The sequence below is a fragment of the Marinobacter maritimus genome (assembly GCF_007671675.1).
Taxonomy (GTDB): Bacteria; Pseudomonadota; Gammaproteobacteria; order Pseudomonadales; family Oleiphilaceae; genus Marinobacter; species Marinobacter maritimus.
Window position 1 is genome coordinate 147,123 of sequence record NZ_VCGW01000001.1, and the last position, 23,772, is coordinate 170,894.

The 23,772-nt window shown below is 55.5% G+C and carries 22 protein-coding genes and 1 pseudogene; 13 read left to right on the forward strand and 10 right to left on the reverse strand.

The window, feature by feature from the left end:
* Positions 1 to 74 precede the first annotated feature (74 nt).
* From FFI90_RS00725 to FFI90_RS00740, 4 genes are all read left to right on the forward strand, one after another.
* Positions 75 to 368, forward strand: coding sequence for a hypothetical protein (locus FFI90_RS00725; RefSeq protein WP_144775578.1), 294 nt, complete (start codon positions 75 to 77; stop codon positions 366 to 368).
* 207 nt (positions 369 to 575) lie between these two features.
* A complete protein-coding gene (locus FFI90_RS00730) occupies positions 576 to 2,597 on the forward strand; it encodes a PhoX family protein (protein WP_144775580.1) in 2,022 nt (673 codons plus the stop codon).
* Between the two features lie 213 nt (positions 2,598 to 2,810).
* Positions 2,811 to 4,451 (forward strand): methyl-accepting chemotaxis protein, encoded by a 1,641-nt coding sequence (locus FFI90_RS00735; RefSeq protein ID WP_144775582.1) that lies wholly within the window; start codon positions 2,811 to 2,813, stop codon positions 4,449 to 4,451.
* Positions 4,452 to 4,522: 71 nt separating this feature from the next.
* Positions 4,523 to 4,894 (forward strand): DUF4870 family protein, encoded by a 372-nt coding sequence (locus FFI90_RS00740; RefSeq protein WP_144775584.1) that lies wholly within the window; start codon positions 4,523 to 4,525, stop codon positions 4,892 to 4,894.
* Positions 4,895 to 4,918: 24 nt separating this feature from the next.
* Here the strand turns inward: FFI90_RS00740 and FFI90_RS00745 are convergent, their stop codons facing one another.
* The 5 genes from FFI90_RS00745 to FFI90_RS00765 form a co-directional block, all read right to left on the reverse strand.
* Positions 4,919 to 6,190 carry an MFS transporter gene (locus FFI90_RS00745; protein WP_186317926.1) on the reverse strand — a complete coding sequence of 424 codons (1,272 nt, stop codon included), beginning with the start codon at positions 6,188 to 6,190 and terminating at the stop codon, positions 4,919 to 4,921.
* A gap of 184 nt (positions 6,191 to 6,374) precedes the next feature.
* A complete protein-coding gene (locus FFI90_RS00750) occupies positions 6,375 to 7,475 on the reverse strand; it encodes a DUF1513 domain-containing protein (RefSeq protein ID WP_144775588.1) in 1,101 nt (366 codons plus the stop codon).
* A 10-nt stretch (positions 7,476 to 7,485) separates the two neighbouring features.
* On the reverse strand, positions 7,486 to 8,535 hold the full coding sequence (locus tag FFI90_RS00755) for an imelysin family protein (RefSeq protein ID WP_144775590.1): 1,050 nt from the start codon (positions 8,533 to 8,535) through the stop codon (positions 7,486 to 7,488).
* An 11-nt stretch (positions 8,536 to 8,546) separates the two neighbouring features.
* The gene (locus FFI90_RS00760; RefSeq protein ID WP_144775592.1) at positions 8,547 to 9,962 is read right to left on the reverse strand and encodes a di-heme oxidoreductase family protein; all 1,416 of its coding nucleotides are present in this window, start codon (positions 9,960 to 9,962) and stop codon (positions 8,547 to 8,549) included.
* A 16-nt stretch (positions 9,963 to 9,978) separates the two neighbouring features.
* Positions 9,979 to 11,268 (reverse strand): imelysin family protein, encoded by a 1,290-nt coding sequence (locus FFI90_RS00765; protein ID WP_144777165.1) that lies wholly within the window; start codon positions 11,266 to 11,268, stop codon positions 9,979 to 9,981.
* Between the two features lie 194 nt (positions 11,269 to 11,462).
* Between FFI90_RS00765 and FFI90_RS00770 the strand changes: the two genes are divergently transcribed.
* Genes FFI90_RS00770 through FFI90_RS00780 form a run of 3 tightly spaced genes read left to right on the forward strand, consistent with a single transcriptional unit; the run spans position 11,463 to position 14,441 of the window.
* A complete protein-coding gene (locus FFI90_RS00770) occupies positions 11,463 to 12,302 on the forward strand; it encodes a 23S rRNA (adenine(2030)-N(6))-methyltransferase RlmJ (protein WP_144775594.1) in 840 nt (279 codons plus the stop codon).
* A 34-nt stretch (positions 12,303 to 12,336) separates the two neighbouring features.
* Positions 12,337 to 13,629 carry a hypothetical protein gene (locus FFI90_RS00775; RefSeq protein WP_144775596.1) on the forward strand — a complete coding sequence of 431 codons (1,293 nt, stop codon included), beginning with the start codon at positions 12,337 to 12,339 and terminating at the stop codon, positions 13,627 to 13,629.
* 8 nt (positions 13,630 to 13,637) lie between these two features.
* On the forward strand, positions 13,638 to 14,441 hold the full coding sequence (locus FFI90_RS00780; RefSeq protein ID WP_246123257.1) for a mechanosensitive ion channel family protein: 804 nt from the start codon (positions 13,638 to 13,640) through the stop codon (positions 14,439 to 14,441).
* A gap of 200 nt (positions 14,442 to 14,641) precedes the next feature.
* On the opposite strand, the pseudogene FFI90_RS00785 reads toward FFI90_RS00780, so the two are convergent.
* A pseudogene (locus FFI90_RS00785) lies at positions 14,642 to 14,800 on the reverse strand (catalase); the annotation flags it as partial.
* 371 nt (positions 14,801 to 15,171) lie between these two features.
* On the opposite strand from FFI90_RS00785, the gene FFI90_RS00790 reads away from it, so the two are divergent.
* Positions 15,172 to 15,402, forward strand: coding sequence for a ChaB family protein (locus FFI90_RS00790; RefSeq protein WP_144775598.1), 231 nt, complete (start codon positions 15,172 to 15,174; stop codon positions 15,400 to 15,402).
* On the opposite strand, the gene FFI90_RS00795 is transcribed toward FFI90_RS00790, so the two are convergent.
* From FFI90_RS00795 to FFI90_RS00805, 3 genes are all read right to left on the reverse strand, one after another.
* Entirely contained in the window at positions 15,399 to 16,355 is a 957-nt protein-coding gene (locus tag FFI90_RS00795; protein WP_144775600.1) for a cation diffusion facilitator family transporter, read from the reverse strand. The genes FFI90_RS00790 and FFI90_RS00795 overlap by 4 nt on opposite strands.
* A complete protein-coding gene (locus FFI90_RS00800; RefSeq protein WP_144775602.1) occupies positions 16,352 to 16,891 on the reverse strand; it encodes a substrate-binding periplasmic protein in 540 nt (179 codons plus the stop codon). Before FFI90_RS00800 ends, FFI90_RS00795 begins: the two co-directional genes overlap by 4 nt.
* Before the next feature lie 174 nt (positions 16,892 to 17,065).
* Positions 17,066 to 17,467, reverse strand: a complete 402-nt coding sequence (locus FFI90_RS00805; protein WP_246123259.1) for a DUF4168 domain-containing protein — start codon at positions 17,465 to 17,467, stop codon at positions 17,066 to 17,068.
* A 190-nt stretch (positions 17,468 to 17,657) separates the two neighbouring features.
* Between FFI90_RS00805 and FFI90_RS00810 the strand changes: the two genes are divergently transcribed.
* Genes FFI90_RS00810 through FFI90_RS00825 form a run of 4 tightly spaced genes read left to right on the forward strand, consistent with a single transcriptional unit; the run spans position 17,658 to position 21,742 of the window.
* On the forward strand, positions 17,658 to 19,130 hold the full coding sequence (locus FFI90_RS00810) for an ATP-binding protein (protein WP_144775604.1): 1,473 nt from the start codon (positions 17,658 to 17,660) through the stop codon (positions 19,128 to 19,130).
* On the forward strand, positions 19,127 to 20,566 hold the full coding sequence (locus FFI90_RS00815) for a sigma-54-dependent transcriptional regulator (protein WP_144775606.1): 1,440 nt from the start codon (positions 19,127 to 19,129) through the stop codon (positions 20,564 to 20,566). The genes FFI90_RS00810 and FFI90_RS00815 overlap by 4 nt, the downstream gene beginning before the upstream one ends.
* Positions 20,566 to 21,474: a DMT family transporter gene (locus FFI90_RS00820; protein WP_144775608.1), complete on the forward strand. Its 909-nt coding sequence runs from the start codon at positions 20,566 to 20,568 to the stop codon at positions 21,472 to 21,474. The genes FFI90_RS00815 and FFI90_RS00820 overlap by 1 nt, the downstream gene beginning before the upstream one ends.
* Positions 21,464 to 21,742, forward strand: coding sequence for a GIY-YIG nuclease family protein (locus tag FFI90_RS00825; protein WP_144775610.1), 279 nt, complete (start codon positions 21,464 to 21,466; stop codon positions 21,740 to 21,742). The genes FFI90_RS00820 and FFI90_RS00825 overlap by 11 nt, the downstream gene beginning before the upstream one ends.
* Here FFI90_RS00825 and FFI90_RS00830 read toward each other — a convergent pair.
* Positions 21,720 to 22,613, reverse strand: a complete 894-nt coding sequence (locus FFI90_RS00830; protein WP_144775612.1) for an alpha/beta hydrolase — start codon at positions 22,611 to 22,613, stop codon at positions 21,720 to 21,722. The genes FFI90_RS00825 and FFI90_RS00830 overlap by 23 nt on opposite strands.
* Positions 22,614 to 22,692: 79 nt before the next feature.
* On the opposite strand from FFI90_RS00830, the gene FFI90_RS00835 reads away from it, so the two are divergent.
* Entirely contained in the window at positions 22,693 to 23,709 is a 1,017-nt protein-coding gene (locus FFI90_RS00835) for an alpha/beta hydrolase (RefSeq protein ID WP_144775614.1), read from the forward strand.
* The last annotated feature ends 63 nt before the right edge of the window (positions 23,710 to 23,772 follow it).

Sequence of the window (23,772 nt, forward strand, 5' to 3'; positions counted from 1 at the left end):
AGGTAATTGTATGGCGCCGGACATGGCCTTACCCTGTACACGGTTCCAAACGCTTACCAACAGAGGGATATGTTATGAACAAGTTTACTCTCAGCGCGCTTCTTATGTTTTTGACCCTGGGCCTTGCTGCTTGTAGCTCCGAAGACAATGAAGGAGCTGATTTCGAGAAGGCTGCAGATAACGCTGAAGAAATGGTGGACGATGCAGGCAATTCGATTGAAGAAACCTATGAAGAAGCCACCGGCCAAGACGAAGGCGTAATTGGCGAAATGGAAGAAGGCGCCGAAAACGCTGGTGAGGAAATGGGCGATGCCGCTGAGGAAGCAGGCGACTCCATTGAAGAAGGTTATGACGAGGTAACCAAATAAGCGACCAAATAATCGCTTATCCGCTCCGGCGCGCTTGATACGTGTCGGAGCACCCCTGCCCAGAGCACACCATAACCGTTAATCTTCTCCGAAAAGATTAACGGTTTTGTCTTTTTATTGTCTCCGCACTGTCATGTCTCCCGCCGACACTGTCCTCTCGACAACATCCGTTTGTTGCCTATCAAGAGAGACAAAGAGAGACATAACATGGCCAAGCACAACCTTGATTCCAACTACCTGGACCCCGATTACGAACCCGTTGTGAACCATTCCGGCAACAGGGCGTTCCACGAAGTCCTGGCGACTCGGATGCATCGTCGTACCCTGATGAAAGGCAGCGTTGGCGCTGCGTTGGCGAGCATTATGGGTGTCGGCTTCGCAGGCTGTGGAAGCGACAGCAAGAGCGGCGGCAGTAATGGGGGCATAAACCCCGATGTCGGTACGACTGATCTTGGCTTTGAGGCTATAGCCGTTTCCACGGCAAACACGGTTGTTGTGCCTGCAGGGTACTCAGCCAAGCCCTTCTTGCCTTGGGGGACGCCGATCACCGGCTCTTATCCAATGTTCAGAGCAGACGCATCCAACTCCGGAGCAGATCAGGAACAACAGATAGGCATGCACCATGACGGAATGCATTTCTTCCCGATTGATTTCAAGGCTGGCGGCAATCGCTCTGACGAAGGGCTGCTGGTGATGAACCATGAATACATCAATCAGGCTGCTCTGCACCCCGATGGCCCTACCTATAATCCAACTGGCATGCGCCCTGCCGACGAGGTGCGTAAGGAAGTGGCTGCGCACGGCGTATCTGTGGTTCATATAAAGCAAGACAGCGCAGGTAGTTGGGACGTTGTATTCGGAAGCCCCTTCAACCGGCGGGTTACGGGCAATACAGAGATGGATATCCGCGGGCCGGTTCGCGGTTATCAGAAACTCTCGACCCGTTTCAGCAAGAACGGCACCCAGACGCGGGGCACGCTGAACAACTGTTCAATGGGCCCGACGCCCTGGGGAACCTACCTTGCGGCTGAGGAAAACTGGCATGGTTACTTCGCAAACGGCTCGCCAACGCAACCACGGGAACAGACCCGCCATGGTGTTGGCGGTGCCACCCGATACGACTGGGAACTTGCCGAAGGTGGGGACGACCAATATGTCCGGTTCAACATCACACCCAATGCAGCGAACGCAACAGACGATTATCGTAACGAGGCCAACACCTACGGGTATATGGTTGAAATTGATCCGTTCACACCTGAGAGCAAGCCGCAGAAGCGCACGGCTCTCGGCAGATTTGGACACGAAGGTGTTATTTTTGCGCCGGTAGAAGAAGGCAAACCCGTTGTCTGTTACTCCGGTGACGATTCGCGCTTTGAGTACATCTACAAGTTTGTCTCCTCGCGGCCCTATTACGCAGCGACCGCCAGCGGGTATTTGCTGGATGAGGGCACCTTGTATGTAGCACGCTTTAACGACGACGGTTCCGGCATTTGGTTACCTCTAACGCTTGACGATTCCGCCTTTTTGGCCAATGTTGATGCTGCACAGGGCTCACAGATTGGCGATGTTCTGTTTGACGGCTTTGAAAGTCAGGCGGATGTTCTGCTGAATACACGGTTGGCAGCAGATATCGCAGGAGCTACACCTATGGATCGCCCGGAATGGGGCGCTGTAGACCCGAATACGGGTGAGGTCTATTTTACCTTGACCAATAACTCCCAGCGCACCGAGGACCAGATTGATGCGGCGAACCCCATTGCTGAAAACCGCACTGGCCACATTATCCGTTGGAGCGAGGATAATGACGACTTTGCCGCAACAGGCTTTCAATGGGATATCTTTGTCTTTGCCGGAGAGCAGGGCACAGAAACAATTGTGGATGGGGAGGTTGCTGTAGAGCTGAACGATGACAACATCTTCAACAGCCCGGATGGCTTGTGGTTTGACTACAATGGCCGCCTCTGGATCCAGACAGATGGCTCTGACGCCGCACCCTATCAGAATAACATGATGCTCGCGGCCAACCCCGTTACCCGGGATATCCGGCGATTCTTCGTGGGACCCAAGGGTTGTGAGGTAACCGGTGTTGTAACGACGCCGGATGTCAGAACCATGTTCGTGAATATTCAGCACCCGGCCATGGATTGGCCCTTTGGCAGCGAAGGTGACCACCCACGGGATGCTACTGTTATTGTTGCTCGCGATGACAAAGGTGTGATTGGCGCCTGAGCCCAAGCCAACTTTCCTGAAAACCGCAAACCTGGTGGCCAGATGAAAAGGCTTGCAGGGTTTGCGGTTTTTTGTTTAAGAAGCGCCCGACCTGGCCGTTAAGATACATAAGTCAACTAAAGTATGAGTTATTAAACCGCTTCAATTCTCTAGTCTCTAAATTGGCCGTCTCACCGTGTACCTATCAGAAATAATAACAACGACGAGGTTTTTATGGGGTTGCTTGACCGTGCAACGATATTTTTTGGGAGCGCAATCGCATTTGTTTTTGCGGTTGCAGGCTTTCTGATGGCACCTTCTCTGGGTCTGGATGCGGCATCACTGCTCATCGGGCTGATCATAGGCCTTATTGTTGCGGCCTTATTTTTGGTCATGAGGGTTCTTGAGCCGGTAGACCGCGGGCTGGCCGCGCTGACGGATGGAACACTGGAAGAAAATCACCCTCTTCATTCCCGGTGTCAGCAGTTACTTGCAGATGCTCAATCCGGCCAGGAGTTGGTCAAATCGCTATCTGGCAGTGCGGATAAAAGTGCCATTTCTGCCGCTCAGGTTTCCTATGCGGCGGATCAGCTCAAGTTGCGCCTTGATCTCCAGGTCCAGGAAACCGCGCAGATGGCAGACTATGCCGGGCAGATTACTGAAACCGTTCGAGAATCTTCACAGCAGGCTACGGATGCAGCCACCATGGCCCTGCAGAATAGCCAGGCCAGCACGGAAGGGCGGCACGCACTCACCTCAGCAATCGACAGCATTCGGGTGGTGCATCAGCAGTCCGGTGAAAATCTTCGCCTGATCCAGGAGCTTAATGAAAAATCCAACAAGATTCAGGGTGTAACCGCCACCATTCAGGGTATTGCAGAGCAGACGAACCTGCTGGCCCTTAATGCGGCCATTGAGGCCGCCCGTGCCGGAGATCAGGGGCGCGGTTTTGCGGTTGTTGCAGATGAAGTCCGGCAGCTGGCCGGCCGCACCGCCCAGGCCACTGGCGAGGTGGCTGAAACGCTGCAGGAGATCCGGTCAGATACTGCGCTGATAGTCACCCGAATTGAAGATCTTGCCCGCAGCGTCGAGGACGGGCTTACATCGGTGGAGACCGTCGGTGAACGGCTCGACCAGATACGCGATCAGTCAGACCGGGTTCAGCAACAGGTAGCACGCATTGCCGAGATAGATCAGGCCAACGAGGTTAGCCTGGCCCATGTGTTCACAGCCATCGAAACCGTCAGGGATCAGATCACAGAGAGTGATAACAGTGTTACCTCGCTGGCAGAGCAAGCGGGTACCCTGATGGAGCTCGCGGAAGTTGCCAACGCGGCGTTTGCACTGAACAGTGGCTCCAGTTACCACAGGTTCTTCTACGATCAGGCGCGAAATGGCGCCACTCAGATCGGTCAGTTGTTTGAACAGGCGATTCGCGATGGCAAGCTGACTGAAAGCAAGCTGTTTGACAAAGCCAGAACGCCGATTCAGGGCACTCACCCCCCCAAGTATACGAGCAGCTTTGACTCTTTTACCGATAAGAATCTACCTGTAGTTCAGGAACAGGTAAAAGACTCGCACTCCGCTCTGGTGTATGCGGCAGTTCAGTCACCGGATGGTTATATACCCACTCATAATCGCGAATTCGCCCACCCAGAAACCGGTGAGCCAGAAGTTGATCTCATGCGCAGCCGAAGCAAGCGCCTGTTTAGAGATCGTACGGCCATTCGTTGTGGTAACCATAAAGAGAATATGTTGCTGCAAACATACCGACGCGACACAGGCGAAGTGATGCACGATCTGTCTGTTCCGGTGTATGTGAATGGCCGTCACTGGGGCGGGTTCCGGCTTGGGTATCGTCCGGATAAACACTGACTCCCAGGGTTTGATAGCTGCTTCAGAGGCTGTGTTAAACTGGTCGCTCACACAGAAAAAGGAGACAGGTCTTGGCTGACTCGGAATTCATTCCTGCCGACGCAAAAACGAATGAGTTGTCGCGCCGCTCTGACCCGGTGCGTAACCTGGCAGTAGTGGTCTATATCCTTCAGGGACTGTCTTTTTTTCTGGGAGGCATTACCGGGCTGGTTGGTGTGATCATCAATTACGTCAAGCTGGACGACGTTGCCGGCACCTGGATTGAGCCACATTTTCGCTGGCAGATTCGTACCTTCTGGATAGGGTTGTTGTGGACGATTATTGGTGTTGTGACCAGTTTTATTATTATCGGATGGTTCATTCTTATGGGCATTGCCATATGGGTCATCTACCGCATTGTGAAAGGTGCCCTGGCACTGAATGATGGCAAGGCACCCGCCTGAAACGCTTGTTCAGAGGCTGGCGGTTTAGCCCTCGGTTACCTCTTTGAGCCGAATGGCACTGAGGGTTCCGGCCAGTCCCATCAATCCGAGCACGACAATCACCGCAGAGTTTGAGATCAGTGAGAGCAGCGCGGTCAGACCGCCGGTCGCAAGCAGCAAAAAGCCGATCACGGTGTTACTGACGGCCGTGTAGTCTGTGCGTTTGTTGCCTCCCGCCATGTCCACCAGATAGGTTTTTCGGCCCAGTCTCACGCCTGCATGGGCAATGTTCAGCACGAAGAATGCCAGCGGGTAGAACCAGCCGTTGCCGACACCTGTGCCGGCAAACATGGCGGTCAGGCCAACACCCAAACACACTGCACTGGCAATAGCGGCTCCACGGATCATCACCCGCCGGCTGGAGGTATCTGCCATCCAGCCCCAGAAACTTGCGGATACGGAGCTGGCCAGGCTGCTTGCCAGAAGAAACACCCCAAGCATAAAACCCGTATCCGATTCTTTCTGAGCCAGTACCACAAAATAGGGCGATGCCAGGGCCGAACACAGCAGCAGGGCGCGGGTAATAACAAAGTTGCGAAAAGGCGCGTCATCGCGCAGAAGCGACAGGCTTTGAAAGGCTTCGGTGAGGGCGTTGCCACCGCCGCCGGTTTCACCATCGTATTCTTCCACGCCAGCAAACAGCAGCCCGGCAATGACCCAGAGCGCGGCCGCCAGCAGAAGCAACAGGCTGTAAAATGCCAGAGAAGGGTCGTCGCGCTCCCAAAACAGCAGAACCGTCAGGATAACCGTTGCGGTGCCGCCTATGGTGGCGGCAAGGCCGGAGAGTCTGCCCCGGCGGGTTTTCGGGATGCACTTCCCCTGAACGTCTTTCATGGCCACGGAGCAGAACCCCCGCGACAGGGAAAACACAATCAGCGCTGCAATGATGCCGCCACCTGCGCTGTAGCCCTCAAAAAACCAGACGCTAGCAGCCATGGCCGCAACACTGACTGCCTGGCCAAAACTGCCAATTGTCCAGAACCATTTGCGCACAGGTTTGCGGCGAACCCAAGCCGCGATCAGCATCTGGGGCACCATGGAGCCGGATTCCCGAATGGGAACAAGCCAGGCCACCAAAGCTGGTGCTCCAATGGCACTCATCAGCCACGCGAGCACCGTTTTGGGGCTGATCAGCAGATCGCCCAGCTTGGTCAGTACGTTGGCTGCCAGAATCAGGAAAAAGTTGCGTGGCACCACTTGGCAGGCTTCCGCAGGAATGTCTCTGCAGACCCGGGCGTCTTCCTCGTTTGCGATCAGGCTGTAGAGCCGGTCAACAGATCGCTCAAGGGTGTCGGTTGTTGCCTGGGCGCTCTCTTGTGAAGAGGTGTTTTTCTGTAAGGGTGTCTGTTGCTGGGACAAGCCGCCGTTCTCCGGGAAATGGATAGCCAAGGATACCAGCCGGGCCGGCACCCCTGAACCCCGGAATGCAGATCAGCGGTTTTTACACCAGATGATGATCCCACCGAACCGACATTCTGGCAATCTCTGCCGCCGGCTTGTTCTTGCCCATTCGAACCAGCTTGCCACGGCCTGAGGAAACCAGAAAGTCGCCCCCCGCCAGTGCTTCAACGCCGGCACAGTCTGCGATGGCGACCTTCTCAATTACAGCGCTTGTTCGGCTGTTAAAGATCAGTGCTGTACCTCCAACCGGCGAGGCAATGGCAACCAGATCATTTTCCGGGTGTGCGACTATGCTGGCGATGTAATTACCCAGTTCTTGGTGAACAGATTCACCAAAGCTGATCTCTTCATAGCGCCCGTTGCGGTACCTGGCGACCAACGGCGGAAGTTCATGGGCCGGGCCCTGGTATTGATAAGCGGCATAGATTGTACCGTCTGGCGCGACATCCACGTGTCGGGTGCTGAGTTGGTGGTGGGATGGCTGGAAGCGGGCAAGAACCCCGCCAGAGTGTCTATCCATCAAGACCAGCGCAGGCTCCATGGTGTCAAGATTGAGCTTGATGCGGTCGTAATCCGGGTGAGTGAGAATGCCTCCCAGCCCCACGATAAGCGTTTGGCCGTCGGGGTGCAGTGTGATCTGGTGCGGTCCGGTGCCGTCCAACTCAAAGGTATCCACCCGTTGATATTGCATGTGGCTGTCGTACACCGCGATGATGCCTTCTCCGGGTTCATAGCGGTTAACCGGGGCGTACAGAAATCGGCCGTCTGCTGAAAACACGCCATGGCCCACAAAGTGTTCGCCCTCTGCGGCTTCAATGCGGTGGAACTTTTCGCCCGTTTTGCTGTTGAGAACGTAGAACGCCCAGCCGGGCCGGCGTTCAAAGAACAATACCTCCGCTGTGCCCGGGCGATTGCAGCCACTGTGGCAGCGGGTTTGTACCGGGGATTTCCAGAGCATTGTGCCATCCGGCGCTGTGGCTCCTACGGCAAAGCTGCCATCAGGCAGACCGATCGCCCCTGTGTACTGTTGCGGGCCTTCGCTGCCGGCTTTTCGGGGCAGTATGTTACAACCGGATAGCGTAAGAGCTGCGCTGCCAGCAAAGGCTGTTTTGATAAGGCTTCTGCGTGTCAGTTCAGGCATGGGCCTTTCCTCAGTCTCCGTCGCTGGAATTAAAACCGCGCACGACGCCGAGCTCAACGGCCGCACGGTCGTTCACCAGCGCGGTTAGCTGAGTCACGTCAATGTAAAGGTTTTGCAAGGATCTGAAAGCCTTATCGTCAGCCAGTAGCGGCGCCATCGGGCGGTCAAGCTCCGGGAAGTTGGCGAGGACTTCATTAAACTGCTGATCGATATTCTCAGCCAGGCTCGCTTGTCCCCGATCCTTGAGAAGCTTTGAGAAAGCCGGCAAAAAGTGCTGGTTGAGGCCCTGAACGCTGGCGTCAGCAGCAATCAGGCTGGCCTCGCTGCGCCATGCATCGGCGCTGTATACCGAACGCTTGCCGTTGCCGCGCAACCCCATGGGCGTGGCCAGGCGGCGCTCTTCAAGAATTTCCAGCCCGGCCATGGCAGCACGAATCGTTGTGTCAGTGTACTGGTCACTGCCAATGTAGTTGTTCTGAAAAGCCTTCCAGTCGTGAGCCAGCGTTTCGCCATTGTCTGCGATATGACGGGTTACGGCTGCCAGTAATTTACAGGTGTGATCTGCTGGCAGAGCTCTTTCGCTGTTGTTGAATGCCTGGTCGTACAGTAGGTACTCCGCCATTGGAAAGCCCTGCACTGCGACGCCGGATTCGCTGATTTTTTCAGGTGTAATCGGTGCATCATCTTTGAGCAGGTAGGAGGCTTTGCGGGCCACCAGGTTTTTCGGATCCGGCCAGAACTGGAATTGCCAGGCGCGATTATCCTGCTCTACGGGCCCGAAATCCACAAAGCGCACTTTCTGCCACGCAAGGAATGCCTCCAGCCAAGCCTGTTTGGCCTGCTCAAACGCTTCGGGTGAAGGGGCCTGGCAATAAGCCTCTGCCTGCTTCGCCAGGGTTTGGCTTTGTGTCGCCAAGCTCTGGTAGCCGGTGAGAATATCGCTGTGCCATTGTCTCCGATAGTCAGTGCCCGGGTTATGTGAACTGTTGGTGCTGGCTGCCATCAGTGGAGCGGTGGTCAGAGTTGAGGCGAGGCATAGCGTTAGAGTCAGCCGCTTCATATCGGACTCCTTTAAAGTGAATTCAGGAAATCGAGCAGAGCCCGACGATTATCGGCGCTGGACTGACTGAAGCGTGCCACCGCTGGTTCGGCTTCGCCGCCATGCCAGAGTATGGCTTCTTCCAGAGTTCGCGCTCGCCCGTCATGCAGGAACCCGGCTTGCGGATTGACGGTTTGGGCCAGGCCAATGCCCCAGAGCGGCTGTGTGCGCCATTCGTTGCCATTCGCCAAAAACTCATCGCGGCCATCGGCAAGAGCAGGCCCCATGTCGTGCAACAACATGTCGCTATAAGGCCAGACGGTCTGATTGCTCAAGTCCGGGCGCTCTGCGTCTGTTCCTGTGACGTGCCGGGGGGTGTGGCACCCGGCGCAACCGGTCTCGTTAAACAGTTGGGCGCCTTTCTGCACAGAAGGATCTTCCATGTTGCGTCGTGCCGGCACAGCCAAACTCTTGGCGTAGAAGGTGACAAAGTTTGCGATCTTGTCGCTGACTTCCTGCTGGCCACCGTCGGGAAAGCGATCACACGCTTGCTCTGGCATGCAGTCTGTGGCCGGCTTCAGGCTGGAGGTCAGCCCCATATCACCGGCAAATGCGCCCATGCTTTGTTGGTGTACGTTTGGTTCGGCGGCTTTCCAGCCAAACCGGCCGGGTGTTGTCTGGTTGGTGGCCAGATCCCATACCTGATTCAGCTTTCCGGAAATGCCATCGCCGTCTGCATCCTGCGGATCAGCCAAAGCCTCAATATCGGCCATTGGAATGGTTTCCAGAAGCCCCATGCCTATCATGGGTGGTGCGACCCGGGGAGAGATCAGAAGATCGCCGGGCAGAGGGCCATAATTGGGATTCTCTATCTGATATACGGGCTCTCGCAGCTCCACCTCGGTGCCGTCATCCAGGGTTTTGGTTACTCTATTCCATGTCAGCACCATGTCGGCTTCTGGTTTGGCTCCGGGCAGGGCAGCGGTTTGCAATTGGCTGCCGTATACAGGCGCCGGCTTGAAGCCATGGGTAAGCAGAATTTCGGCGTCAGCCTCGGGGTCTGCTGGAACCGCCAGGCGCAGGAACAGCGAGACAGGCGGTTCATCGATTCCGGGAGGGTGCCCGCGACCGTCTTTGATATGGCACCCCTGGCAGGAGTTGGTGTTGAACAGGGGACCTAAACCGTCCCGAGCTGTGGTGCTGGCCGGTGCCTCTACCCAGGGGTTGCGGAAGAAACTGTTGCCAACGCTGAAGTCCAGGCGCTTGGTCATTGAGAGGTTGCCCTGGGGCAGGGAGTAGGCATTAGTGTCGAACTGCTCGACCGTGCCGTCTCCTCCGGTATTGGGTGACTCCTGTAACGGGAAGCCTGCGTGGCGGCCAGCGTGAACTGGCAGGGTGATACAGGCCAGAAACGCCAGCAATGCGATTATTAGTCGTTTTTTGATCATTATTTCAAGCTTGGCATCAGAAAGAATGGCCGGCGTCGTCTGGCGACAGGGCTTCAAGGCCCAGTTGGCGAGCCGCCTTTTCAATGGAACCGGTCTGCTCAACCAGTGCCATGATCGCGCCGTTCACAACGCTTGCACCCTTGGCGTTGCCTGGTGCAATCATCATATCAAACGGCATGGGGTTCTGGCTTGATTCGGCCTTGGCCTTCATCACGCCCAGAGCCTTCATTGAGGCATCCAGTTGCGCGTTCAGGCGAGCATCCAGCTCGGGGTTGCTCTGTTCTACCAGGTCAGAGAGGGATGGACCTGTTACCAGGCTACCGTCTACGCGGCGGTAGGTACCGGTGTACACGTTCTGGATGCCTTGACCATTGTAATAGTGAGAGTTGTGGGTGTTATCACTGAAGCAGTCATGCTCGTCTTCGTAGGAGTTGGCTTCAAGGGCCACCTTCATGCGCTCGCCGGCCAGCTCGCCCAGCGACAGGGAACCCATGCCGAACAGCATTTTCTGCACGCCTTCGTTGGCGTCGGCATTCATAAGCTGGCTGCGGTAGTTGTCAGAGCCACCCGGTGCCCACTGTGCAACCATCCACTCCAGATCAGAAACCAGAAGATCGGTTACGGCGTCGAGGTATTCGCCCCGGCGGTTACAGTTGCCGTTGGTGCAATCGGCACCGGTGGCATAATCGCTTACAGGCCGTTCGCCGTTGCCCAGCTCAAAGCCGTGCAAGTCCTGGCCCCAGAGCAAAAACTCAATGGCGTGGTAGCCGGAAGCAACGTTGGCTTCCGAGCCGCCAATTTCATTCAAACCCGCAAGGAGCTCAGGCGTGAGGTTTGATACATTGAGAGTTTCGCCACCTACGTTGATGTTTTCGCTTTCAATGATATTCGCGGTTGCGCCCGCGTTGCCCAGTTCATACTGATAGTCATCAGCCTGTACATAATCAATCAGTCCCTCGTCCAGAGGCCAGGCGTTCAGCTGTCCCTCCCAATCATCCACAACCGCATTGCCGAAGCGGAAAACTTCTGTTTGCTGGTAGGGCACGCGGGCCGCAAGCCAGGCTTCCTTGGCCGCTTTCATATTGGCTTCTGTAGGATTGGAAATAAGCCGGTCGGTAGCCTTGTCCAGTGCTTTGGCAGTGATCAGGGCGTCCTCGTATCCGGCATGCGCTACGTCAGCGTAGTGCTCTACAACCGACGTTTTGGTGGCGGGCTCTGAGGATGCTGAATCAGACGAGGTGGTGTTGGCGCAGCCAGCACTCGTCAAGACGGCAATAGTGAGCGCGAGAGGGGCCAGTCGAAACATTGTCTTCATTGAGAACTCCGGGTTTCCAGGAACGAGTATGGTAATAGGATGCATTATCGTTCGCAATTATGTTGACTAAAGCGCCACAACGCAAGAGTGCTTTTGCGTTGAATCAGGGAGCGTTTTTTTGAGGGTCTCTTGCACTGACGACGTGCGCTCGGGCTTAATAGCTCCTGTTTACAGGGAGCCGATTTATGCTGAGTTATCTTCACGCCTTCCACGCCGGGAACTTTGCTGATGTCCAGAAGCACGCGGCGCTGACGCTTGCTCTTGTCATGATGCAGTCAAAGTCTTCGGCTATCGCGGGCTTTGACACCCACGCTGGTAGCGCTATCTACGATCTTGAAAGCGAGCGAGCCCGGAAAACCGCGGAAGCCGATTCTGGCGTGCAAAAACTCTGGGCCAGCCGTAACGGTTTGATTTCCGAAGACTGGAAGCCGGTTATGAAGGTGCTGTCGCGCTTCAACGCGGGGGGTGGCCGTTTGGCAGTTTATCCCGGATCTCCCGCCTGGTTTCGCCAGTTTCTTCGCCCGGGTGATTCATTGACAGCGTTTGAATTGCACCCCACTGAAAGTGGTCAGCTTGCCGGTTGGGCCGCTGAGCAGGGGGTGCGAGTAATGCACGAAGACGGCCTGAAGGGGCTGTTGAGGCGGCTGCCCCCTGCGCAACCCAGGCTGATGGTGTTGATTGACCCCTCCTACGAGGTCAAATCCGAGTATTCTGATGTTGCCGAGACTTTGCTCAAAGCCTGGCAGAAGTGTCGCCATGGTGTTTATCTCGTCTGGTATCCGGTGCTTGCCAGCGCTCTACATATCACTCTGAAACAAGCAGTGAAGGGCAGCTCTCTTCGCAAGGTGTGGTGTAGCGAAGTCCATCTGAAAACGCCCCCTGAGCGAGGGATGACCGGTTCCGGCCTGCTGGTTGTTAATCCGCCCTGGGGGTTTGACGATCGTTTTTCTGCCATGATTGAGGATATTGCTGAAGAGTCTGCGCTGGGCCTTTCTCACGAACACAGCTGGTTGGTGCCCGAGTAGATCGGGTAGCCACTGGTCATGCAGGAGCTGTTTTTTGAAGGATAAAAACAACGAGAACAAAGCCGACCCATGTCTTCCTGGCGGATTAGTGCCCGCTGAGCAGTGGACACTGCCGCAAACATCTGTGCGGCGCTCACTCAAGGATGCAATTGGCCATGCCCTCAAGCAGTTGCAGGCAGAAGTGTCTCAGGCAGAAGAGCCTTTTGAAAGCATGGATGAGTTGCCCGAGCTATCTTCCGCTCAGCGGAAACGTCTGGCACCAGAGCCGGATTATTCTGACCAGGCGACAGCCATCGCGTGTGGCCTCGAGCGCGCACGCACCGAGGGCTCACTTAGCCGGGAAGTCGCATTCCTGGTGGCGCCGCCATTTTCTGGAGTGCAGCAGGCACTCGCGAGATTCCCAGAGCCTGGGCAGTCAGGCTCGATCGAAAGTGGTGGAGAAGAATGGGCCATCATTTCACCGCCAGATGCGCTGTCATTTGACGATCATGAAGCAAATGAGTGGTGGGATCGGCAGGATTTATCACGCCCCTGGGTGATTCCCGAGCTTGCTGATTTCTGGCTGCGTCGCCTTTCAGGCCTGGCACTGGTAAAGGAACTGTTTCGTCGGATCGCGAATGGCGATACGGGTGTGGGTATAGTGGGGTGCTCGAGCTGGTGCTGGCGATACTGGGGGCATTATCTTGAGAACGCCCAGATGTCGCCCTGGACACCGGGGCCCATGGATGCTGAGCGGCTGGGAGCCTGGTTCACGTACCTGGCGTCGGGTAGCGGTAAGTCAACCGTGATCGCAAGGATGACGGGCGATGGCTACTATGTGTTGCCTTTGGCCGAAACAGACGAAAATGAAAAAGATAAAGACAGTAAAAAGCGCAAATACAGCAACTTTCTGCGAGACCTGGCCGCCACCTCTCGCGGTAACCCCGGCGTAGCCCTGGCAATCTGGCAGCGATCCCTTCGGGCGCGACCAGATGATGACACCAAGCTGGAAGATGCCGATGAAAAGACCGAAAAGCAAAGCCAAACGGCGGATTGCTGGGTTGTGCCGTTGGAGAGGCTGAGCCTTCCGACCATGCCCCAGAGCAAGGAGAGTGTCACCGGCTTCGTGCTGCACGGATTGTTGCTGCACAACGGCCTTGATATGGCCTCATTGGAAGTGGTTACGGGTGTTTCCACGTACGAGCTGAGCCTGGTGCTGTCACGGTTAAAGCGGGCTGAGTTGGTTGTCTGGGAACAGTCCGATGAACGTTGGCGAGTAACACCTATCGGATATCCCACTGTCAGGCGCCACCTGCAGAGTTGGGGATTTCCGGTTGATCAGTTCTAGGAGCGATTATGATCGATGATCTTGGAATCAAGGATGCTTTCGCCTCCATAACAGGGCAGGCGCTGCTGCAGGCCGTGCTTGTTATCGTCATCGCCTCGTTGATCATGGTGGCGGTCCAAAAAGTGCTTCCCCGCGTTGCCGAAAAGCTTGGCGGCAAGCCGCGCCTTTACCTGCTGGCATCCGTGCCTCTGCTTCGGCTGCTAATTATTCTCGCCACGATTGTGATCGTCGTTCCGATTCTGGTGAAGCCATCATTTGAAAACATGGTGGCCATTTTTGGCGCTCTGGCTCTGGCGCTAGGCTTTGCTTTCAAGGATTACGCAAACAGCCTGATTGCCGGCATTGTCACACTTTATGAGATGCCTTATCGCCCCGGAGACTGGATTGAAGTGGATGGACAATACGGTGAAGTGCGGGCTATAGGCACACGTGCGGCCGAGATTGTCACCCCGGATGACACGGTTGTGATCATCCCTCACAACAAGTTATGGAACTCCTTGATCGCCAACGGCAACGATGGCACCGATAACCTGATGTGCGTCGCAGACTTTCATCTTGAGGCGAACCACGATGTCAGCCGTGTCCGTGAGTTGCTCAGGGACGTAGCCTTCACCAGCCCGCGTACAAAAACCTGGCGACCTGTGCTGGTGATTGTTTTCAACAAGCCTTGGGGTATGCACTATCGGCTCAAGGCCTACCCGTTTGATCCCAAAGATCAGTTCCAGTTTATTTCCGAACTTACGGCACGTGGTTCTGCTGAGCTGGCTCGCCAGGGCGTCAAGTTTGTCTCGGTACCGGTCGCTGTAGATTAAAGCTGGTCGCGAAATCCGGCCTCCTTGCTGTCAGCAAGGCCAGCGCTTTTCAGCAAAGTTTCAGCAGCCGTGTTATAGCCGATGAACTTGCAATGGCCAAAAGCATCACAGATCTTTACGTCGATGCCTTCGCTGGCGAACACCCCAAGTTTGCGCCCTGCGAAGCTCGACGAGCTGTTCTTCCGAATGTTCAGGGCGTCATCAAAAATCTGTACGCCCAATTCCCATTCAGGATAATCGCCGCGCTGGATAGCGTCCCACATATCGCGGCGATGAAAATCGGGATCCACACCGTTGATCTTCACCGCTTCGTTCCGGACTACCGACTGAAGCCCCTTTTTCGATTTCCAGTGTCTCTTTTACGACGTGAACCAGATCCGGAAACTCCATTGCGTCCTGAATAAAAACAACTGGAATGCGCTCGTGATCGAATGGAAGAGTTTCTCTCGCATGACCTGGTCTTCAAGCAGGCCAGGCCCTCTTGCTTCGGATGATCAGAATTGTGAGGCATAAAATGGCTCATTTCACGATACGAATGGTCGGCGCTCGCGTTAGCGTCAGTTACGGGAATAAGTCCAGAGCGAATAATAGTGGCAGGAGTGGTTGTGAAGAATCCTTAAGGTTGCTGTCATTATTTACTCGTTGAAGGCCGTCGCAAAGATTGTTAATTATGTTGGTGGAGTGCGCAGGCACGGTTAGCGTAGCCAACCTCTCATTCAGGGAGATATTTATGCCGTATTCAAGTAAATCGAAACTACCAGCCCAGGTCACCGACAATCTTCCCGCTCATGCTCAGGAAATCTATCGCAAAGCGTTTAACTCGGCGTGGGATCAATACAGTGATCCCGATGATCGTCGGGGCGACTCAGGACGCGAGGAAACCGCTCACAAAGTCGCGTGGGCAGCAGTGAAGCAGGAATATCATAAAGAAGGAGACCGCTGGGTAAGAGATCAAGACTAATCCGAGGCCCGGGTAAGGTCAGTCACCGGCATTATGACGACTTCGGATATGCGCCAGTCTGTGTTTTCGACCAAGTGTTGCGCCTGGACTATGTTGCTGGTCAGGTCTTTGTCACAGGCTGGCTCAACAAACGCCTCACCGCTGAGCACGTTGCCTTCCTCTCGCAGGCGCACGCTCGCGCGCTCTACCCAGTCCAGTGCCATTAGCTGTTGTTCAAGAAGGGCGGGCAACTCCTCTGGCTTTCCGGTTTCTGATGAGTGCGGTCGTCGGTCCATAAGATCCCCAACGGCTTCCCGTATGTTGGTATAGCCGTCGCGGGTTACGTCCAGCCCGATGATCAGCGCAGCTGCAGCATCTGCCCACCATAACCCCATACCAACCCCGAGAATACCTATTACACTTGCAACCGCGGTCATCCAGTCGGCTTTACTGATTTTCGCGTCTGCCATTACCGTTTTCTCGTGGGCATGGCGGGCGAGTTTTTCCTGCATGCGCCCAAGAATAAACGGCGGGATTGCGCTGTATACAAGTGCAGCGATCATCACCCATCCGGCCCAAAGTGTGTGTCCATAGAAGGTTTCTGCACCAATGGAGGTGGGTTTGGCTTCCAGAAGAGAGGTTGTGGAATCAACCAGCAAAAAGAGTCCCAATGCGAATAACGCGCAAGCTGTGAACAGAAACGCGATAACGTTAACGCGGTGATAGCCATAAGGGTAGGACTTGTCGGGCGGCCGCTTCTGTATGTGCATTGCAATCAGAAATGCCAGGGGCGGGCCCAAGGTCAGAATGTCTTCAAGCCAGGCGGCTTTCATGGCTTGACTGTTGCCCATCGCAAAATAGATGGCCGCAACGATTGATAACCGGAAAAAAAAGTTAACCCACTGCAGCTTGATGAGCTTATTTAGAACAACCTGTCGGTTTTCCGGGATACGGTAGGTGCGGCGTATGTTCATTGCGCCCCCTGCTCGCTCGGGGCAAGCCAGACATCGGTTCGCGGTGGGCGCGCTTCCAACAGCCGTTCAACGGTCATCATCCAGCCGTTTTCCCCATGAGGAAGCGCCAAAACATGTGGTTCGTTAACTATATTTCCATCCGAACGATGGTGGCTTGTCTGGGTATAGGGGCGTGTTAGTGCTGCCATTTTGCTTATCTGGGCTGTTTTCACCAGACCGGCGATTCCAATGTCCAGATTGCCCTTGGCAACAGATTCGAGTAGTTCAAGCTGAGGTTGGTGATGCCATTCTATTTTTGCCGATAAGGCTTCTGCCAGATCTCGCACCCAGTCGGCCTCTATTCCCGCAGGTTCCTTTGTGCCTTCGTGGTCTGTTATCACCCAGGGTGGATTATGTGCAACGCCAACGCGAAGAGTCCCCGCGGTTACACGCTCCGTTGTGTCCGCGACATCGTTGGGGTAACGACAGCCGCCAAGGTGGAGCAGTGCGAGGGTGAGAATAACGACCAATAGGGGGTATCGGCCTTCCGCTTCCATGGAGTCCTCCTGAACCAGATTGCTGTCAAGGGGCGAGATGTGCTCAATGGGTAAACTAATGTATGGCAACTGCCAGTGAGATTTGCAGTTACGGTTTGTTAAGGCTCTATAAAAAAAGCCCCGCGCTTGGCGGGGCTAAAACTGACGAACAGCTTGTCCGGTTTCGACCGGCGTTTACATCAGCGCTTCAATACGGTTACGTACTTTCGGCTCACTGCTGTAGGCCGTCGCGATGGCGTTATAGGTCGGGATGTCCATGCCTGAATCCTCGATGACCGATACCATCTCATCGTTGGCTTTCATCTGCAGTTCCTGGGCCTTCTCCTGGGAATCCGCTGCTTCAATTTTCTCGATGTACTCTTCGCGCACTTCGGTAATGCCTTCCTGTGCTGTAATGAACTTTTTCAGCTCAGCGTCGTTGTAGTCGGTCTTCTGAGTGCCAGCTGCGGCGGGGTTCGAGTAACCGGCGGAATCGGTGGCTGCCGGGCTTTGCTGAGTCTGCTCCGCCATGGTGGGTGCGGTGGCCAGCAGGGCAATGGATGCGGTAATGGATACGAGTAATTTGTTCATATTCATAGTCGACTTCTCCTGTTTCATTTGCGTACACCAAGCACTAATCAAACACCGTGCCAGTCTCTTGTTTTTAGATAATTTCCTTTTAAAACATAAGGTTGACTTTATTTATTGGTTAATCTCACGTAATGAGGGTTGTGGCGAAATGCCACATGTGGCAGAAATGTGTGGCAATTATGTCGCTGGAGCCAGAATGAAACCCTCCCTCAGAAATGCCGGCCAGGTTTTTGGATCGATACAGTTAACGTTGGTATTGAGCATTGTTGTCCCTTTGCTCGTCATTAGCGGGCTTGCCATTTATCTGGGGTTTGGCGCCGTAGAAAGAGCCTTGAATGATCGCTTGCGGGAAGATCTCGAATTGGTTGCCCGCGCGGCCAGCGGCCCGCTTTCCCGGGCGATGCAGGAGAAAGACGAATTGGTAATGGGCGATTCCCTGAAATCGATTTTCCGGATTGGTCGTGTGTCGGGGGCATCGGTATTCGACAAGGATGGTGCCCGAATCGCCAGCCTCGGCCTGGCTGATACAGATGTGGGGAACAGCGCCAGTGCGGAGCAGGTCATCAACAGCGGCGAGCTTGGAGGAGCGTTTCGTTGGGTGGATGGGCAATCCGTGTTTTCGCACTTTACGCCTTTGGTAGCCGCAGACGGTCGTATACAGGGGTTGCTGCAGATAACCCGCAGACGCAGTGATTTCCATGAGCTTCTGGCCTCAATCCGCCTGTGGGCGGTGTCTATCTGGTCTGCTCTGGCGATCACGATCATTCTGGTGGTGGTGCTCGGGCATTACGGTGCTGTGGGCCGGCATGTAAGCCGGCTATTGAGCACTATGGCGGGTTTGGCTCCCGGGCACTGGCGCCTTGGTGCGGATCCATCCGGCCCCCGTGAGTTGCGGCAGATATATGGTGGTGTGCGGGACATGGGTGAGCGCATGGCCCGGGCAGAAGAGGAAATACAACACCGTGTGATCAAAGAACGCGAGCTGGCTGAGCGCCTGGAATATCAGGAAAAAATTGCCATGATCGGGCGTGTGGCCGGGGGTGTCGCGCACGAGCTTGGTGCACCCCTGAACGTGATTCAGGGTCGCGCAAATATCCTGGCGCGTCACGAGCTCACCGAAGAGCAGCGCCGTCATCTGGAGGATATAAGCGATCAGGTAGGGCGTATGACCATGATTATTCAGCAGCTTCTGGATTGTTTCCGGCATGTGCCGGATTCACGACGGCCAATCAGTCTTGCTGCAGTACTCAGAGATGTGTTGGGTCGTGCCGCTGAGGACGAGAAATGTCGAGGCAAACGCCTGCTGAGCGAGGGCCTTGACGCGGACGCCAGGATCAGGGCGGAACCCGTGAGATTGGAATTAGCGTGTCTTAATGTAGTGCGCAATGCCTGCCAGGCCGCCCGTTCTGAGGTTATTTTGTCGCTGCATCACGGCAGTAACGAGTGGGAGGTGCGGGTAGATGACGATGGCCCGGGCATAGCGGCAGAAAAACGGAAGTCTGTGTTTGAGCCTTTTTACAGCACCCGGCCAGCGGGAGAGGGCACGGGGCTTGGACTGGCGGTCGTCAGCAGCGTACTGAAAGAGCACGGTGGTCGGATTGAAATCGGAAACAACGAAGCGGGCGGCTGCCGGATGAGCCTGTTTTGGCCAGTGGAGGTAGCGGAATGAGCGAGCACCAGGCAACGATTCTGCTTTTGGAAGACGATGCCAGCCTGAGCCTTTTGTTAAGCGAAGAGCTCGAGCTGGATGGCTATCGCGTAACCCGCGCCGGTACGGTAAACGAGGCCTGCCGGCTGCTTGCTGAAGAAACACCGGGCTTGGTTGTTTCTGACCTTCGTCTGCCGGATGGAGATGGCCTGGAGCTTCTCAAGGCAGCTCAGACTGACGGGCATAGCCTGCCGTTTATCATTATTACCGCGTTCGGAACCGTGGATCAGGCCGTTGATGCGCTAAAAGCCGGGGCGGATGATTTTCTGACCAAGCCGTTATCCACTGACCATCTACGCCTGAAAATACGTCGGTTGCTGGCTCAGGCCGACCTCACCCGGCAATTGCAGCAGTTTCTTGCGCACAAAGGCGAGGATGAATCTCTCGGTCTCATTGGTGAACATGAAAGCATGGTTCGGCTTCGGTCTGAAATCCGGCAGATCGCCCGCAGCGAAGCCGCAGTGCTGATCTGCGGCGAAAGCGGCACCGGTAAGGAGCTGGTCGCGAGAGCTATTCACCAGGCCAGCGGGCGGAACTCCGGGTCTTTTGTGGCCGTTAATTGCGCTGGCATCCCCGGCGAACTTATGGAAAGTGAGTTTTTCGGTCACGAGGCGGGTGCTTTTACCGGTGCCCGTCAGGCCCGCAAAGGCCTGTTCGCAGAAGCCCACGGCGGCACTTTGTTGCTCGATGAAATTGGAGAAATGCCCCTGGCCTTGCAGGCGAAGCTGCTGCGGGTCTTGCAGGAGGGCATGGTCAAACCGGTGGGTGCGGACCAGGAAGAGCCGGTGGATGTGCGAATCCTCGCCGCTACCCATGTGGATCTGCTCAAGGCCGTACGAGAGGGAAGTTTTCGGGAAGATCTCTATTATCGGCTGGAAACCCTTAGCCTGCGTATTCCGCCGCTCAGGGAGCGGGGTGATGATGTCGATCTGCTCGCAATGCATTTTTTACGGGAGGCGGCGCGGCGGCATCAGCGCGGATTTCTCAAACTCAGTGAGGTAAGCTCCCGCACTTTGATGGATTATCCGTTTCCGGGGAATGTCCGCGAGCTGGGTAGCGCAATCGAGAGGGCGGTTACCTTCTGTGAGGGCGATACCATTCAGCCTGATCACCTGCCTGAGCGGATCAGGAAGCGTCAGGGTGGATCGGTGAGTCCCGAAGGGCCCCGATCCAGTGGAAATATCTCCGAATGGCCGACACTGGAGCACCTTCAGCAAGACTATGTGCGCGAGGTGATGCAGGCGGTTAGCGGCAATAAACGCCGAGCAGCGCAGATTCTGGGCATTAACCGACGCACCTTGTATCGGTGGCTGGCAACGGGTCAGTCGGCGGGCGAAAACAATGATGAAACCAGTCCTGAAAGCATCGGTGCACGAGAGCTGAAAGGGGAGCCGTAATGACAAATCAGAAAACAGCCATGCTGTATGGACTGGGCACGGTTCTGCTCTGGTCTACGGTGGCCACTGCTTTCAAACTGGCGCTCGCGGATCTGGCACCGGTGCAAATGCTGCTGGTTGCCTGCGCCTCGTCTGTGTTGGTTATCGGCAGCATTCTGTTGTTGCAGAAGCGCTGGCACCTGGTGTTTTCGCTGCGCAAAAAGCAGTACATCCAGTCGTTTGGTATGGGGTTGATCAATCCCTGCCTGTATTACTTTCTGCTGTTCGGCGCTTTTGACCGGCTGCCTGCCCAGGAGGCACAACCGTTAAATTATACCTGGGCGCTGGTTTTGGCCTATCTGTCGGTACCCTTTTTAGGGCATCGCCTGCGCAAGCTGGATATTGTCGCCGGGCTGGTGTGTTATGCCGGGGTTGTGGTGATTGCCACTCGTGGCGCCGTGACTACTCTCAGCTTCTCAGATCCGCTGGGCGTCGCACTGGCAATCGGCAGTACGCTTGTCTGGGCCTCCTACTGGATTATTGCTACCCGCGATACCCGGGACCCGGTGGTCGGGCTGTTTCTGAACTTCCTGTTTGGCCTACCGGTGATTGCCCTGATCTGCTGGTGGACAGAAGGCTTGGCGTTCCCGCTAACAGGCTCACTGGTGGCGGCCGTTTACGTAGGTGTGTTCGAGATGGGCATCGCCTTTGTGCTTTGGTCCTATGCCATGAAAAAGGCGGAAAATACCTCCAGAGTGAGCAACCTGATCTTCATTTCGCCTTTCCTGTCTCTCGTGTTTATCTATTTTATTCTTGGAGAGCAGATCCTGCCGTCGACCTACATCGGCCTGGTGTTGATCATGGCAGGCCTCTGGTTGCAGCAGAAAAAGGTGAAGGCAAGGGAGCAGATGCTGACCGATGGCAAGTGACTGGTCTGTTTACATTATCCGAACCGCCAACGGTGCGCTTTACACCGGTATTAGCACCGATGTACCCCGCCGCTTTGCTGAACATCAGGCCGGCGCGCCCAAAGGCGCGCGAAGCCTGAGGGGAAAGGGCCCGCTGCAGCTGGTGTTCAGTTCGCCGGCCGGCGACCGCAGCCGGGCATCAAAGCTGGAGTGGCACATCAAGCAATGGCCAAGACAACGCAAAGAGGCGCTTGTGCTCGGGGAGCTCAGTCTGCCAGATGCTCTCTGATATGCCCGCCAGCGGTTTGCACTGCGGCAGTGGCTCTGTCCAGCTGACCGCTGTGAACCTGGAAAACGTGCCAAAGGCTGTTAAACACCTCAAGGCGAGTTTTTACCCCGGCCTTTGTGGCTGCGCTTGCGAGTCGCTCAGCATCGTTAAGCAGAATTTCCTGGCTCCCAACCTGAATCAATATCGGGGGCAAACCCTCAAGGTTGCCGAAAATCGGTGAAATCAGCGGGTTACGCAGAGATTCCTGACCGGCGTAAAGTTTCGCAGCTTTGGCTGTCCAGCGTGCTTGCAGCACTGGCTCACATTCGGGTGAATACAGCGCTACCTGGGTCAGATCCACCCAGGGTGAAAAAACCGTAAGGGAAGCCGGCAAAGGCTGACCGCTGTCACGCAACCGTAATGCCAGCGCAATGGCCAGCCCGCCGCCTGCAGAATCACCGGCAATGGCAATTTGCCCAGGTGCAAAACCTTCATCAATCAGCGCATGCCAGGCTGTTTCTGCATCGTCCAATGCAGCCGGGAAAGGGTGCTCCGGTGCAAGGCGGTAATCCGGAGTAACCACCATGCAGCCGCTGGTTTTGGCGAGATGTCCGGTAAGACCTTTGTGGGTAGCGGCGGAGCCGATGATATATCCGCCGCCGTGAAGATACAGCACAACACCGCGTGTGGCTTGGCCGAACGAGCTCCTGATGACAGACTTGCCCGCCAGTGTGCCTGCCTGAAAACGGCAGTCACGGGGCGGAACAGAGCTCCGGTATGCCTGCCTTATCAGTGTGCGTTGAACGGAAACCGGTACCTTGGGATGAAGAGCCGGTTTCACCAGGCGATTCATGGTCTGGCGCAGCCCGGTTTCAAGAAGATGTTGCAACATCTGTGTTATGACTCCGCTATGGGTTAGGATTGAGCATCGTAATTCGTATTATCTATTCATGACAGGCGTTTAACTCTACGTGTACTGGAAAACAGATACCATAGAAATACCCGATTGGGATCGTGGATCCCTGCTGGATCGGCTTGAGCCTTTTGACCCGGGTGGACGGGAAGGGCTTAGCGAAGAAATGGTGGCCTATTGCCGTTTTTATGGCCTTGATCTCTGGGTTGAACATCCCGAGGTTGAGTACCACCAAGGCTACGTAACGGCGGACCGGCATGAAGTTATGGTGCATTACTTTCGGTTGCCAGAGCAGCGAGCGAAGCGTGGTACGGTGTTCATTCTGCACGGTTATTTTGATCACGTGGGCTTGTACAGCCAGTTGATTGACCGCTGCATCGGGGCTGGCTTCGACGTGCTGGCTTACGACCAGCCGGGCCACGGGCTTTCCAGTGGGACACCGGCGGCAATTGGCAGTTTCCTGGAGTACCAGGGCGTATTGTCCCAAGTCCTTGCCCATGTCCGGGACAAAATTCGCGGGCCATGGTTTGCTGTTGGCCAGAGCACGGGAGGAGGCATTCTGATTGATTACTTGCTGTCGAATCACCACTCCAGGGAAACGTCTGAATTTCGCAAAGTGGTCTTGTTGGCGCCGCTGGTCCGGCCAGCAGGCTGGCTTGGTGCCAGAGTCCTGCACACGATGGTAAAGCCGTTTATCAGCCGCTGGCAGCGTGTATTTTCCGCAAACAGTGGTAACACACATTTTTTGCGCTTTCTGAAAGAGCATGATCCGCTGCAGGCGAGAGCTGTGCATGTTGATTGGGTAAGCGCGCTGCGTATTTGGATACCGCACATTGAATCGGCCCGCCCTGTAGACTTTCCGGTCACGGTGGTTCAAGGCGAAAAAGACCAGACGGTAGACTGGCAGCACAATCTCAGAATTATCCGCAACAAGTTTGCATCGGTAGAGGAAGTCCGAATCGCCGACGGTCGTCACCACTTGGTGAACGAAGCCAAGGATCTACAGGCCACCGTGTTCAATACAATTATCGACACCTTCGATCGTCCAACAGCAGACGTCCCTGAGAACTCTTGATGCGTCGTGACAACAAGGCCGCAGAGTTTGAAGACTTGAAGCTGCAAAAACGTCTGTAAAAAA